The following is a 13,599-nucleotide window of genomic DNA, read 5'->3' as shown; positions in this document are numbered from 1 at the left end:
GTCCTACCTGTGGCGTTACTAGTATCGGGCACTCGAACAACAACCGAGTAGCCCCGATGAGAGTAACCCGCCCACCCATGCGCAGCCTGCCCCTGCTGTGCGCAGCATTTTTTGCCAGTGCTCATCTGCAAGCCGCACCGCTGACCCGCGACAACGGCGCGGCCGTTGGCGAGAACCAGCATTCACAGACCGCCGGTGCTACCGGGCCCACGCTGCTGCAGGATGTGCAGTTGATCCAGAAGCTGCAACGGTTCGACCGTGAGCGCATTCCTGAACGTGTGGTACATGCTCGCGGTACCGGCGCTCACGGTGAGTTCACCGCCTCCGAGGACCTACGCGCATTGACGCAGGCCCCGTTATTCACCTCAGGCGAGAAGACCCCGGTATTCGTACGTTTCTCTTCCGTGGTACACGGCCTGCATTCTCCGGAAACCCTGCGCGACCCACGTGGGTTCGCCACGCGCTTCTACACCAGTACCGGCAACTGGGACCTGGTGGGTAACAACTTCCCGACCTTCTTCATCCGTGACGCGATCAAGTTCCCGGACATGGTCCACGCCTTCAAGCCAGACCCGCGCACCAACCTCGGCAACGATGCGCGGCGCTTCGATCTGTTCTCGCACATGCCCGAGGCTACACGCACTCTCACCCTGCTCTACTCCAACGAAGGTACGCCGAAAAGCTATCGGCATATGGATGGCAACAGTGTGCATGCCTACAAGTTCGTCAATGCCGAGGGTGAAGCCACTTACGTGAAGTTTCGCTGGAAAAGCCTGCAAGGTCGGGAAAACCTCGACCCCAAGGCCGTCGAACAGATTCAGGGCAAGGACTTCAACCACATGACACAAGACCTGGTCACCGCTATCGGCCGTGGCGAGTTTCCCAAATGGGACCTCTATATTCAAACCCTGCACCCCAATCAACTGGCTGGCTTTGACTTCGACCCGCTGGACCCTACCAAAGTCTGGCCGGATGTACCCGAGCGTCGGGTCGGCCAGATGGTGCTCAACCGCAACGTTGGCAACTTCTTCCAAGAAACCGAACAGGTGGCCCTGGCCCCGTCCAACCTGATCCCAGGCATCGAGCCGTCCGAAGACCGGTTGTTGCAAGGCCGACTGTTCTCCTACGCCGATACCCAGATGTATCGGGTTGGGGCCAACGCCAATAGCCTGCCCATCAACCAGCCGCGAGCTGCCGTCAACAACAGCAATCAGGATGGCGCGCTCAACCCTGGTCGGTCCAATGACATGGTCAATTACCAGCCAAGCCGGCTGCAGCCGCGCAGCACCAGCGACCTGGCCCGGACAAGCCAATTACCGCTAAGCGGCACGACCCAGCAGCAGGGCATCGCCCGCGAACAGAATTTCAAGCAGGCCGGCGAGCTGTATCGCGCCTATTCCAAAAGCGAGCAGCGTGACCTGATCAATAGCTTTGGCCAGTCGCTGGCAGCGGCCGATGATCAGAGCAAGCACATTATCCTGTCCTTCCTGTACAAGGCCGATGCCGCGTATGGCGCCGGAGTCACCAAGGTGGCAAACGGCGATCTGAAGCGGGTCAAGGCACTGGCGGCGAACCTGCAGGATTGATGGCTTTTACAGGCCCTGTGGCCGGCTTGCCGGCAGCAGGGCTGCTTGCCAACCGTACTCTGTAACTCCCGGGGCTTTGCCCAGTCCATTTCTTGAACGCCCGGTGAAACGCGCTGGGCTCCTGAAACCCGGCCTGCTCGGCCACCTCGGCGATGCTCAGTAGCCCTTCGCGCAGGTGCTCGAAGGCCATCGCCCGGCGCACTTCGTCCTTGATCTGCTGGTACGAACGCCCTTCCCGCTCCAACTGGCGGCGGAAGGTACTGGCGCTGATACCCTGCAACTGCGCCAACGCCGCCAACGTCGGCCATTGCCCGTAACGCCGTGCGCGCAGGTGGCGGTAGACGTCGGCCACCAGGCCGTTCTGGTTGCGAAAGCGAATCACCAGGCCTTGGGGGGCGCTGCGCAGGAAGGCCTTCAAGGCCGGCAGGTCCTGCACCACCGGCAGGCGCAGGTAGGCACTGTCGAACTCCACTTCGGTGCGCCCACTGCCCAGGCGCAGGTCCGGCCCCCACAGCAACAGGTCATCGTCCTGGGCCGGGCGCGACACCGCAAGCTCAGTGCGGTCGATGCCGATACGCCGCCCCGCCAGCCAGCACAGCAGGCCGATCATCAACACCAGGTAGGTTTCCTCGGCATACACCCGGGTCAACGGGTCGGCAATGCTCGACTGCACGCTGATCACCGCCCTGGCGCCACGTACCGTAAGGCTGCCGCGCAGGTCGCGCAGGAACAGGCCAAAGCCACCCATGCACTGACGCAAGGCTTTTTCCAGGTTCGGTTCGTGAATCACGCCACGACAGATCAAGGCAAAACTGCCCGGCGGCATACCGTGGCTGTCGAGGCGGAAGAACTCGTCGTCCAGCAGCTCGATCAGGGCCAGCCACAGCTGGGCGAATGCCTTGGCCGGCACGCGGGCCTGGGGCTGTTCGAGCAGCTGTGGATCGATGCCGACCGCACGCAGGTGCGCATCGCGCACGTTCGGGCGTTCGCGCAGGGCATGAAGCATGGCCTCAAGGAAGTACACGGCGACTGTATCGCTATCGCGCATGGCGGATTTCGCTGTCTATGCTGAGTGGCAAAAAGTGCCAGGTTGATTGAACAGATCCGGCATAGGCTCTGGCAGTGCCTTTGCCTAGACTCGGATGATCGAAGGGATCGCCGGCCATTCTCGCAGAGCCGGGCCCGGTCCCGCCACGCCTTCGCAATCGGAGCCCTTATGAGCAGCGCAGAAATCTACGTCGTCAGTGCCGTCCGTTCAGCCATTGGTGGCTTTGGTGGTTCTCTCAAGGACCTGCCACTGGCCGACCTCGCCACCGCCGTGGCCCGTGCCGCCATCGAGCGTTCGGGCGTGGATGCCGGGCAAATCGGCCATGTGGTGATGGGTAGCGTGATCCCCACCGAGCCCCGTGATGCCTACCTGGCCCGGGTGGCGGCGATGAACGCTGGCATCCCCAAGGAAACCCCTGCCTTCAACGTCAACCGCCTGTGCGGCTCGGGCTTGCAGGCCATCGTCTCAGCCGCCCAATGCCTGCTGCTGGGCGACACCGACGTGGCCCTGGCGGCCGGCGCCGAGTCCATGAGCCGCGGCCCTTACTTGCTGCCACAGGCACGTTGGGGCGCGCGCATGGGCGACCTGCAAGGCATCGACTACACGGTCGGCGTGCTGCAGGACCCCTTCGAACACTTCCACATGGGCATCACAGCCGAAAACGTCTCGGCCAAACACGGTATTACCCGTGAAATGCAGGACGAACTGGCCCTGACCAGCCAGCGCCGCGCCGCGCGCGCCATTGCCGAAGGCCGCTTCACCAGCCAGATCGTCCCGCTGGAACTGAAAACCCGCAAAGGCAGTGTGCAGTTCAGCGTCGACGAACACGTGCGTGGCGATGTCACCGCAGAGCAGTTGGCCGCGATGAAGACCGTGTTCAAGAAAGATGGCACCGTCACCGCCGGCAACGCCAGCGGTATCAACGACGGCGCTGCCGGCCTGGTGCTGGCCAGCGGTGACGCCGTGCGCCGCCTGGGCCTGAAGCCGCTGGCACGCCTGGTGGCCTACGCCCATGCCGGCGTCGAACCCGAACTGATGGGCCTGGGCCCGATCCCTGCGACCCGCAAGGTGTTGGAAAAAGCCGGCCTCAACGTCCACGACCTGGACGTGATCGAGTCCAACGAGGCCTTCGCCTCCCAAGCCTGCGCCGTGGCCCGTGAGCTCGGCTTCGACCCGGAAAAGGTCAACCCGAACGGTTCGGGCATCTCCCTCGGCCACCCGGTCGGCGCCACGGGCGCGATCATCGCTACCAAGGCCATCCATGAGCTGCACCGCATTCAGGGCCGTTACGCCCTGGCCACCATGTGCATCGGCGGCGGCCAAGGCATCGCCGTGGTCTTCGAGCGCGTCTGAGGGAAACTGACACATGAACATTGAACACATTGCCGTAATCGGCGCAGGCACCATGGGCAACGGCATCGCCCAAGTGTGCGCGGTGGCGGGTTATCAGGTGCTACTGGTGGACGTGTCCGATGCTGCGCTGGAGCGTGGCGTGGCGACCTTGAGCAAAAACCTCGAGCGCCAGGTCAGCAAAGGCACACTCGACGCCGACAAAGCACAAGCCGCAAGAGCTCGTATCCGCACCAGCACCGACTATGCCCAGCTCAATGGCGCGCAGCTGGTGATCGAGGCGGCTACCGAAAACCTGCAGCTCAAGCAGCGCATTCTTCAGCAAGTGGCGGCCAACGTTACCGCCGACTGCCTGATTGCCACCAATACCTCGTCGCTGTCAGTCACCCAACTGGCCGCGAGCATCGAGCACCCTGAGCGCTTCATCGGCGTGCACTTCTTCAACCCGGTGCCAATGATGGCTCTGGTCGAGATCATCCGTGGTCTGCAGACCAGCGACAGTACCTATGCCCAGGCCTTGCTGGTGACCGAGAAGGTGGGCAAGACACCGATTACCGCCGGCAATCGCCCGGGTTTCGTGGTCAACCGCATTCTGGTGCCGATGATCAACGAAGCGGTCTTCGTGCGCCAGGAAGGCCTGGCCAGTGCCGAGGACATCGACACCGGCATGCGCCTGGGCTGCAACCAGCCGATTGGCCCGCTGGCACTGGCCGACCTGATTGGCCTGGATACCCTGCTGGCGATCATGGAGGCCTTCCATGAAGGCTTCAATGACAGCAAGTACCGCCCTGCCCCGTTGCTCAAGGAAATGGTCGCGGCCGGTTGGCTGGGGCGCAAGAGCGGCCGCGGTTTCTTCACCTATTGAGGAGCGAGTGCCATGCCCCCGGTCAACGCTGCAATGCGCTGTGCCAGCTTTGAAGAGCGACGTGACCAGGCCATGGCGCTGTTTGCCGAAAAGGGCTTCGGCCAGGTCAGCATGCGTGAACTGGCAGCCCATATAGGGTTGACCGCGGGCTCGCTGTATCACCATTTCCCCAGCAAACAGGACCTGTTGTACGACTTGATCGAGGAGTTGTATGAAGAGCTGCAGGCAACGCTAGACCAAGGCCGCCGCGCCATGGCCCGTGGCACATCGGCGTTGTCTTGCCTGATCGCGGCGCACTGGCAGTTGCATGCCGAGCGGCCTTTGCAGTTTCGTCTGGCAGAGCGTGACTTTTGCTGTTTGAGCGAGGCGCAACAGGCGCGCCTGATGCTACTGCGTAGGCGTTACGAAACGGGGGTGCTGCACCTGATTGCACCGCGGGCAAGCCTTAAAGGCGAAGCGCTGGCGGCGACCGCGCATGTACTGGCGACGTTGCTCAACCAGTTGCCAGGGCTGCTGCAGGCACGGCGCCTGCCGGAAGGCGAAGGGCTGGGACTGATGGAGAGCCTGCTGCTGGGGGGCATTGAGCGAACCCTACGCTGACCTTCGCGCTTTTGGAGCAGCCTTGTGCTGCTCCCATAGAACAAAACTTGACGCATTGATTCAGCAGCAACTCTGTGGGAGCGGGCTTGCCCCGCGAACACCGGCGAAGCCGGTGCCATGCTCCGCGTGGCCTCATTCGCGGGGCAAGCCCGCTCCCACAATGACCCCTGTTCTCTGCGTGACAGCGCAACCCCAAGAGGCGGGGCAATCTCTCATAGAAGAAAAGTTAACGCTTTGATTTAGCAGCAAACCTGTGGGAGCGGGCTTGCCCCGCGAACACCGGCGAAGCCGGTGCCATGCTCCGCGCGGCCTCATTGGCGGGGCAAGCCCGCTTGTGTCTTGGAGAGGGAATAGAATCTGAAGTGAGAGCGGTGAATGGCAAGCTGATAGCCCGAGGTGCCCAGAGCACGTGTGGGAGCAAAAGCTGCCATCCACCGTTCCACTTTGGCGAGAGCCCGAACAGTTGGATGAGGGGCGTAATCTCGAATCACAAGCGTGGGCCAAGCCAAAGCGCTCTCACTCCTTGAGTTTAAGAGGGTTTGGCCATGTCTTCCTCTGTCGGCATCGATGTTTCCAGTGCCACACTTGCTGTTCACATCCGCCCTGAGGGGGTGAACTTCAGTGTTTCCAATGACTTGAAGGGATTCCAACTGCTCGTCGAAAAGCTTGGCGGGTATGCAGTTTCAATGGTCTTGCTCGAAGCTACCGGTGGCTACGAGTGCAATGTCCTCAAAGCGCTGCAGGATGCCGATTTTCCGGTTTGCCGGATCAATCCCAGTCGTGCCCGGGACTTTGCCAAGTCGATGGGTAAACGCGCCAAGACCGATCCCATTGACGCAGCTGTTTTGGCTCACCTGGCTGAAGTTATGCCCCCACGGCCTTGCCAGGTGATGACACCCGAGCGGGCCTTGCTGCGCGAACTGCTTATGCAGCGGGATCGCTTCGTCCAACAGCGCGACGATGACAAGCGGCGCCTGAAGCAGGCGCGGGCTCCCAGTGTTTGTTTGCGGTTGGAACAACACATCGCCTATCTGAAGGGTGAAATTCAAGCGCTGGAACAAGAGATCGCACAGCAGGCAGCAGCTTTGCCTGATGATCGGGTTAAACAGCTCACTCAAGTCAAAGGAATTGGTCTGATTACTGCCGGAAAGCTGATGGCCTTGCTGCCAGAGCTGGGCCAGGTGGATAAGAAGGAAATTGCCGCCTTGGTCGGTGTTGCGCCGTTCAATCAGGACAGCGGCAAGCAGTCGGGCAAGCGTTCAATCTGGGGGGGACGCTCACAAGTCAGGCGGGCGCTCTATATGGCCTGCTGGGTGGTGATACGGCACAACAAGGACTTCTGCGAGCGCTACAAAGCACTGCGAGCCCAGGGGAAGTGCGCGAAAGTATCGGTGGTGGCGTGTATGCGAGTATTGATAGTGAGGCTAAATGCGATGCTCAAGACCGGAACGCCCTGGAAGGAGCAAATAGCTCATTCGTAGGAGCAAGCCTTGCTGGCGATGCCCGGCACAGCCGGGCCTGGGGCGCTACGCGCCCCATCGCCGGCAAGGCCAGCTTCCACAAGAAGACAGTTGCTCCCACATGACCACTGTTACCCCAAGGGCCTGGGCAATCGCCTACACAAAGACGGCGTATGGGCCAGCCTCAGCGCAGCAGCGCCTGGATCTGCTCATGCAGGGTATCCAGGTCGAACGGCTTGGCCAGGATCGGCGCCTTGCGCGCGATCGGGCTGCCCGATTCAAGAATCTCCGCCGGGTAGCCACTGATGAAGATCACCTTCAGCTCCGGTCGCAGCTTCACCGCAGGTTCAGCGATCTCTACCCCGGAAATGCCCCCTGGCAAACGAAAATCGGTGACCATCAAGTCCAGATGTGGCTTGCTTGCCAGGATCTTGAACGCTTGCTCACCGTCTTCAGCCACCAGTACGTGATAGCCCTCACCGGCCAGGTAATCGCGCAGGATCATGCGAATAACCGGTTCATCCTCGACCACCAGCACCACATCTTGTGCATCTTCACTCATGATAACGCCTTGAAATGCTTACAGTTGGCCATCTGACCCCAGGCTTACGCGGAGGTTGCCCGCACCTGGTCGTTTTGTTCTTCGTACGTTGCAAGCGGCAATTGCAGGGTGAATGTGGCACCCTCGCCTTCCTCGCTGTCCACCAGAATCCGCCCACCGTGGGCGTGGACGATCTGCTCGGAGATGTACAGCCCCAACCCTAACCCACCACTGGCCTGCTGGGCAGCGACCCGCTCGAACTGCTGGAAGATCCGCTGCTGGTTGGCCGCGCTGATGCCGATACCGTGATCCTGCACCTGCACCCAGGCCATGCCGTCCTGGGCGAACACACGCACCTGCACCGCTTTGCGCTCGCCGTAACGCAACGCATTGGACAACAGGTTGGCTACCACTTGTTCAATCCGAAATTCATCCCACTCGCCGCGCAACGCCTCGCAGCGCTGCAGCGCGATATGGGTGTCCAGCGCCGTTGCCTGGGCCGTGAAGTTTTCCACCAGGCCACGCACCAGTTGGCCGATATCGAACACCCGGGGCCGCAGCGACAACTTGCCGGTGCGAATGCGCGAGACGTCGAGCATGTCCTCGATCAGGCGTATCAGGCTGTTGATCTGCCGCTCGTCACGCTCGACCATGGCCTGCAGCTTGTCCGCGCTGAAGGCGTCCAGGTTGCCCCGTGCCAGGTGCATCTTGCGCAGCTGGGTTTCCAGGATCAGGCCGTTGAGTGGCGTACGCACCTCGTGGGACACGATCGACATGAAATCGTCACGCATGCGCACTGCATGCTCCAGCTCGCCCCGCGCCAGCTGCAGCTGGCCCAGCAATACCTCCTGCTCCTGGCGACTGCGCTCCAGGGCTTCCAATTGCCGGCCAAGGACCTTGCGCTGGCGGAACAGGTCGACGAATACCGAGACCTTGCTTTTCACCGCCAGGGTATCGAGCGGCTTGTGCAAAAAGTCCACGGCCCCGCTCTCATAGCCTTTGAAGGCGTAATTCATCTCGCGCCCCGCCGCACTGACGAAAACGATGGGGATGTTCTTGGTCTTGTCGGTGCCACGCATCAATTCGGCCAGCTCGAAGCCATTCATGCCGGGCATTTGCACATCAAGGATGGCCAGCGCAAATTCGTGCTCGAGCAGCAGCGACAATGCGGCTTCGGCAGACTGCGCCTGGTGCACCTCGCGGTCTTCGCCCTGGATCAGGGCATCGAGCGCCAGCAGGTTTTCCGGCAGGTCGTCGACGATCAGCAGTTTGGCGATGGTGTGGCTTAGCATGCGCTGGTTTCCAGGGTCGCGAGCAACTGCCCGATACCACTCAGAGTAAGGATATGGTCAGGCTGGTGCAGGGCCAAAGCGGCTTCCGGCATCAGCGCGACCTGTGCGTCGCGAGGGTCCTGGACAATCGTGCGGCCCCCATTGTTGTTGATGTAAGCCAAGCCCGCGGCGCCGTCTTCGTTGGCGCCGGTAAGCAGTACGCCCAGCAGGCCGCTGCCGTAGGCATCGGCCGCCGACATGAACAAAAAGTCGATGGCCGGGCGCGAGAAATGCACCGGTGCTTCCTGGCTCAGCGACAGCGTCAGGTCGTGCTCCACCGAGAGGTGATAGCCCGGCCCCGCGACATAGATCTGCCCGGCGCTGATCCGTTCCTTGTCACAGGCCTCGTGCACGGGTCGATGCAAGCGCCGCTGCAACACCTCAGCCAGCTGGCTGTGACGGCTGTCCGGCAAGTGCAGCACACATAGCACCGGGAGGGTGAACGCCGTCGGCAGTGCACCCAGCACCTGGAACAATGCCGCCACCCCGCCAGCCGAGGCGCCAATCACCACCGCACGGACGCCGTTCATGATTTGCGGTAGATCCGTTCGGGCTTGACCAGCGGCTCGAAGCGCTCGCAGTAGGCCGAAAAATCTACCGATTCCTTGCTGCCCAACACCAGGAACCCCCGGTGGCAGAGGGACTCATGGAACAGCCCCAGGGCTCGATCCTGCAGGTCCTTGTTGAAGTAGATCAGGACATTGCGGCATGACACCAGTTGGGTTTCGGAAAACACGCTGTCGGTGGCCAGGCTGTGGTCGGCGAAGGTCACGTTATCCCTCAGGGTACTGTCCATGATGGCGTTGCCATAAGCGGCCGTGTAGTACTCGGAGAAGTCGCGGCGGCCACCGGCCTTGCGGTAGTTGTCTGCGTACTCACGCATGCTCTGCATCGAGTAGATGCCCTGCTTGGCCCTGTCCAGCGAATGCGGGTTGATGTCGGTAGCGTAGATGATGGTGCGTTCGAGCAGGCCTTCCTCACGCAGCAGGATGGCCATGGAGTACACCTCTTCACCGGTGCTGCAACCGGCGATCCAGATCTTGATCGACGGCCAGGTCCGCAGCAGCGGCACCACCTCGTTGCGCAGGGCAAGGAAGTGGCTCGGGTCGCGGAACATCTCGCTGACCGGGATCGTCAGGAACTGCAGCAACTGCATGAACATGCCCGGGTCGTGCAGCACGCGCTCCTGCAGCGCCGATACCGTGAGGCAGTCGAACTGGCGCAGCGCATGAAGAATCCGGCGCTTGATCGACGCGCCGGAGTAATTGCGAAAATCGTAGCTGTACTTGAGGTAGATCGCCTCAATCAGTAGCCGGATCTCGATGTCGGTATTACGTTCGCTAGTCAAATTCGCTCCAGTTGCGGCAGCCAGACGCGGATCAGCGAAAACAGCCGGTCCAGGTCGATCGGTTTGGCCAGGTAGTCATTGGCGCCAGCCTGCAGGCATCGCTGCTGGTCATCCTTCATCGCCTTGGCGGTCACGGCAATGATCGGCAGCTTGCGCCAGCGCGCTTGCTGGCGGATCAGACGGGTCGCCTCGAAACCGTCCATCTCCGGCATCATCACGTCCATCAGCACCAGGTCGATATCGTCGTGCTGCTCCAGACGCTCGATGGCTTCGCGCCCGTTGCGGCCAATCTCGACAATCGCGCCCTTGTGCTCCAGGGCGCTGGTAAGGGCGAAGATGTTGCGAACATCGTCGTCCACCAGCAACACCTTGCGGCCTTCGAACACTTTGTCGCGGCTGCGCGCGGTCTTGAGCATGCGCTGACGCTCGTTGGACAGCTGCGATTCGACCTTGTGCAGGAACAGCGTCACCTCGTCGAGCAGGCGCTCCGGTGAGCGGGCGCCCTTGATGATGATCGAGCGCGAGTACTTGAGCAGGTCGGTTTCTTCTTCGCGGGTGAGGTTGCGCCCGGTGTAGACGATCACCGGCGGGAATGAACGGATATCCTCGGCAGTCATGCGTTTGAGCAGCTCGTTGCCGAGCATGTCGGGCAACTTGAGGTCGATGATCATGCAGTCGTAGATGTTCTCGCGCAGCAGTGCCAGGGCGTCCTGGGCCATGGCCACGGCGGTGATCTCGACGTCATCGTCGCCAATCAGCCGGGCGATGCTCTCGCGCTGCAGGTCATCATCCTCCACCAGCAGGATGTGCTTGAGCTTCTGAGTCAATTTGGCTTCCAGGCGCGCGAATACCTCCTTGAGCTCTTCGCGGCTGGTGGGCTTGACGGCGTAACCCACAGCGCCCATGTGCATGGCCGCCTCGACGCGGTCTTCCACCGAAATGATGTGCACCGGGATATGACGGGTACCGGGCAGCGCCTTGAGCCGCTGCAACACGGTCAGCCCGGAGTGGTCGGGCAGGCGCATGTCCAGCAGGATCGCATCCGGAATGTACTGGGACGCCAGCTCGAAGCCTTCGTCCGCGCCCTGGGCCACCAGGCAGCTGTAACCCAGCTCGTGCGCCAGGTCGAAGAGGATGCGGGCAAAGTTCGGCTCGTCTTCGATCACCAGGATGCAGCGGTTGTCGAAGGGGGCACGCTCGCGGTCGTCGCTGAAGGCCGGTGTCGGGCGTTTGGGCGCTGGCGCTGCGGTAGCCTGCGGTGCCGGCGGCAACGCATCGACTGCGGGGCGCAGGCTGTGCTGCTCGACTTCATCGGTTTCGGCTTCGTAACGTTCCGGCAAGATCAGGCTGAACACACTGCCCTGGCCGGGGCTGCTGTCGACGCTGATCTGCCCGCCAAGCAAATGCGCGAGGTCACGGGAGATGGACAGGCCCAGACCGGTACCGCCGTAGCGGCGATTGCTGGTGCCATCAACCTGATGGAAGGCGCCAAAGATCGCCTGCTGCTGATCAGCGGCAATACCGATACCGGTATCGCGTACGGAGAACACGATACCGGTGCCGGCCTGGAAGCTGACGTTCATGCTGACTTCGCCACGTTCGGTGAACTTGATGGCGTTGGACAGCAGGTTCTTGAGGATCTGCTCCAGGCGCTGGCGGTCGGTGAACAGGGTGACCGGCACCCGCGGCTCGACCTTGACCTCGAAGGCCAGGCCCTTGTGCCCGGCCAGGGGCTGGAACATGCCACGCAAGCCTTCGGCCAGGCGCTCGACCTGGGTGGTCTCGGGCCGCACTTCGAGTTTGCCGGCTTCGACCTTGGCGATGTCGAGAATATCGTTGATCAGGTTCAGCAGGTCGTTACCGGCCGAATAGATGGACTCGGCGAACTTCACCTGCTCTTCGCTGAGGTTGCCCTCGCCGTTTTCCGCCAGCAGCTTGGCCAAAATCAGCGAGCTGTTGAGTGGCGTGCGCAGCTCGTGGGACATGTTGGCGAGGAATTCGGACTTGTACTTGCTGGAGCGCTGCAAGTCGTCGGCGCGAGCCTGCAGCTCTTGCTGGGCCTGGCTCAGCTCGTCGTTCTTGCGGTTCAGAGCGTCGGTGCGATCAGACAACTGCTCGTTGGTCTGCTCGAGTTCAGCCTGCTGGGTCTCCAGGTGGGCCTGAGACTCCTTGAGTACGCGTGATTGCTCTTCAAGCTCTTCGTTGGCGGTTTTCAGCTCTTCCTGCTGCACTTGCAGCTCTTCGTTCAACTGTTGGGTCTCGGCCAGCACTTCCTGCAGACGCTGGCGATAACGCGCACTTTCGATGGACATGCCAAGGTTGCCACCGACCCGTTCCAGGAACTCATCATCGCGCTCCTGCAAGGGGCGCAGGAAGCCCAGTTCGATCACGCCGTTGATCTGCCCGTCGTCTGTGGCGGGCATCAGCAATGCGCTGCGCGGCAGGCCGCTGCCAAGGCCAGAGCTCAGGCGATAGTAGTCTTCGGGCAAATCATCGAGGCGCAACAGCCGCCCTTCGCGCATGGCCTGGGCCAACAAGCCATCGTGGTCGCCCTTGATCTGCTCGCGGGCCTGCTCCTCGGCACTCAGGCCATAGCTGGCCACACGCACCAGTCGGCCGTGTTCGTCGCGCACATACATGGCGCCCACTACACAGCCCAGGTAGGTGGCGAAAAAGCGCAGGATGTTGTCGCCGAGCATGGGCAGGGTCAGTTGCCCCAGCACCTGCTGGGCCAGCTGGGTCTGGCCGTTGCGCAACCAAGCCTGATGCTCCAGGCGCTGGGCCGCACGTTGCTGGGCCTGAAGGTTTTCGTCGTAGCTGGCCGACAGCGCCAGCAGGTCCCGGCGCCCAAGGTAGGCCAGCAAGGCGCTGAGGCCGACGATGAACAGCACGAAGGCCGAGATCGCGGTCACAGTAACCGAGCTTACTTTCTCGTTACGGGCCATGCGCAGTTGCTGTTCCGTGCTGATCAGGCCGTCGAACTCCTTGCGGATCTCGTCGGTGATGCGCTTGCCCCGCCCGTTGCCGATCGATTCCTGGTAGTTACCCTGACTACGGCGCAGGGTGATCATCTCGTTACCGAAGTCGTTCCAAGCCTTCTGCAGGGCCATCAGCCGGTCGATACGATCGACCTGCTGCGGGTTGTCTTCGACCATGCCGCGCAGGCTCTGCAAGCTGCCGAGCACTTTCGGCTTGGCCACCTCGTAGGGGTCGAGAAAGCGTTCGTCGCCGGTGATCAGAAAACCGCGCATGCCGGTTTCCATGTCGATCGACAGCTTGACCGTTTCGTTGGCGTTGCCGATTACCCGATCAGTATGCTCGACCCACTGCATCGCCGAGAGCAGGTAGTTGATCACCGCGACAAAAGCCACTGCGCCCAAAAGGCCCACCCCAAGGGGAAGGCCGACGTTGCGGCTCAACAGCTTGCGGAAGCTTCGTTGGTCCATCGAGGCTGCTTGAATCATGAGATA

At 61.9% G+C, this 13,599-nt stretch carries 11 protein-coding genes; 5 read left to right on the top strand and 6 right to left on the bottom strand.

The features are described from left to right. The first annotated feature begins 77 nt into the window (after positions 1–77). Positions 78–1,586 carry a catalase gene (locus OGV19_RS07220; protein ID WP_264313905.1) on the top strand — a complete coding sequence of 503 codons (1,509 nt, stop codon included), beginning with the start codon at positions 78–80 and terminating at the stop codon, positions 1,584–1,586. Here the strand turns inward: OGV19_RS07220 and OGV19_RS07215 are convergent. Then, positions 1,555–2,634, bottom strand: a complete 1,080-nt coding sequence (locus OGV19_RS07215) for an AraC family transcriptional regulator (protein ID WP_264312744.1) — start codon at positions 2,632–2,634, stop codon at positions 1,555–1,557. The two genes, OGV19_RS07220 and OGV19_RS07215, sit on opposite strands and share 32 nt — an antisense overlap. 168 nt (positions 2,635–2,802) lie before the next feature. Here OGV19_RS07215 and OGV19_RS07210 point away from each other — a divergent pair, with 168 nt between their 5' ends. From OGV19_RS07210 to OGV19_RS07195, 4 genes are all read left to right on the top strand, one after another. Next, entirely contained in the window at positions 2,803–3,987 is a 1,185-nt protein-coding gene (locus OGV19_RS07210) for an acetyl-CoA C-acyltransferase family protein (protein WP_264312743.1), read from the top strand. 13 nt (positions 3,988–4,000) lie between these two features. Then, entirely contained in the window at positions 4,001–4,849 is an 849-nt protein-coding gene (locus OGV19_RS07205) for a 3-hydroxybutyryl-CoA dehydrogenase (RefSeq protein WP_264312742.1), read from the top strand. A gap of 12 nt (positions 4,850–4,861) precedes the next feature. Further along, positions 4,862–5,449 (top strand): TetR/AcrR family transcriptional regulator, encoded by a 588-nt coding sequence (locus tag OGV19_RS07200; RefSeq protein WP_264312741.1) that lies wholly within the window; start codon positions 4,862–4,864, stop codon positions 5,447–5,449. Between the two features lie 545 nt (positions 5,450–5,994). Then, positions 5,995–6,930, top strand: coding sequence for an IS110 family transposase (locus OGV19_RS07195; protein WP_264312740.1), 936 nt, complete (start codon positions 5,995–5,997; stop codon positions 6,928–6,930). A gap of 163 nt (positions 6,931–7,093) precedes the next feature. Here OGV19_RS07195 and OGV19_RS07190 read toward each other — a convergent pair whose 3' ends face one another. From OGV19_RS07190 to OGV19_RS07170, 5 genes are read right to left on the bottom strand one after another with little or no spacing between them, the layout of a single operon-like run. After that, positions 7,094–7,471: a response regulator gene (locus tag OGV19_RS07190; protein WP_264312739.1), complete on the bottom strand. Its 378-nt coding sequence runs from the start codon at positions 7,469–7,471 to the stop codon at positions 7,094–7,096. 44 nt (positions 7,472–7,515) lie between these two features. Next, on the bottom strand, positions 7,516–8,742 hold the full coding sequence (locus tag OGV19_RS07185; RefSeq protein WP_264312738.1) for a hybrid sensor histidine kinase/response regulator: 1,227 nt from the start codon (positions 8,740–8,742) through the stop codon (positions 7,516–7,518). Beyond that, positions 8,736–9,311, bottom strand: coding sequence for a chemotaxis protein CheB (locus tag OGV19_RS07180; protein ID WP_264312737.1), 576 nt, complete (start codon positions 9,309–9,311; stop codon positions 8,736–8,738). The genes OGV19_RS07185 and OGV19_RS07180 overlap by 7 nt, the downstream gene beginning before the upstream one ends. After that, positions 9,308–10,129, bottom strand: a complete 822-nt coding sequence (locus OGV19_RS07175) for a CheR family methyltransferase (RefSeq protein ID WP_264312736.1) — start codon at positions 10,127–10,129, stop codon at positions 9,308–9,310. Before OGV19_RS07175 ends, OGV19_RS07180 begins: the two co-directional genes overlap by 4 nt. Further along, positions 10,126–13,593, bottom strand: a complete 3,468-nt coding sequence (locus OGV19_RS07170) for a response regulator (protein WP_264312735.1) — start codon at positions 13,591–13,593, stop codon at positions 10,126–10,128. The genes OGV19_RS07175 and OGV19_RS07170 overlap by 4 nt, the downstream gene beginning before the upstream one ends. Between the last annotated feature and the right edge of the window lie 6 nt (positions 13,594–13,599).

This window comes from Pseudomonas putida, assembly GCF_025905425.1.
Taxonomy (GTDB): Bacteria; Pseudomonadota; Gammaproteobacteria; order Pseudomonadales; family Pseudomonadaceae; genus Aquipseudomonas; species Aquipseudomonas putida_AF.
The sequence above is the reverse complement of the archived record's forward strand: the minus strand, read 5'-3'. Positions and strand labels throughout refer to the sequence as shown.

Bases quoted from the DNA above. Each gene is read 5' to 3' on its own strand.
- OGV19_RS07220 (WP_264313905.1), top strand. From the start codon at position 78: ATGCGCAGCCTGCCCCTGCTGTGCGCAGCATTTTTTGCCAGTGCTCAT.
- OGV19_RS07215 (WP_264312744.1), bottom strand. From the start codon at position 2,634: ATGCGCGATAGCGATACAGTCGCCGTGTACTTCCTTGAGGCCATGCTT.
- OGV19_RS07210 (WP_264312743.1), top strand. From the start codon at position 2,803: ATGAGCAGCGCAGAAATCTACGTCGTCAGTGCCGTCCGTTCAGCCATT.
- OGV19_RS07205 (WP_264312742.1), top strand. From the start codon at position 4,001: ATGAACATTGAACACATTGCCGTAATCGGCGCAGGCACCATGGGCAAC.
- OGV19_RS07200 (WP_264312741.1), top strand. From the start codon at position 4,862: ATGCCCCCGGTCAACGCTGCAATGCGCTGTGCCAGCTTTGAAGAGCGA.
- OGV19_RS07195 (WP_264312740.1), top strand. From the start codon at position 5,995: ATGTCTTCCTCTGTCGGCATCGATGTTTCCAGTGCCACACTTGCTGTT.
- OGV19_RS07190 (WP_264312739.1), bottom strand. From the start codon at position 7,471: ATGAGTGAAGATGCACAAGATGTGGTGCTGGTGGTCGAGGATGAACCG.
- OGV19_RS07185 (WP_264312738.1), bottom strand. From the start codon at position 8,742: ATGCTAAGCCACACCATCGCCAAACTGCTGATCGTCGACGACCTGCCG.
- OGV19_RS07180 (WP_264312737.1), bottom strand. From the start codon at position 9,311: ATGAACGGCGTCCGTGCGGTGGTGATTGGCGCCTCGGCTGGCGGGGTG.
- OGV19_RS07170 (WP_264312735.1), bottom strand. From the start codon at position 13,593: ATGATTCAAGCAGCCTCGATGGACCAACGAAGCTTCCGCAAGCTGTTG.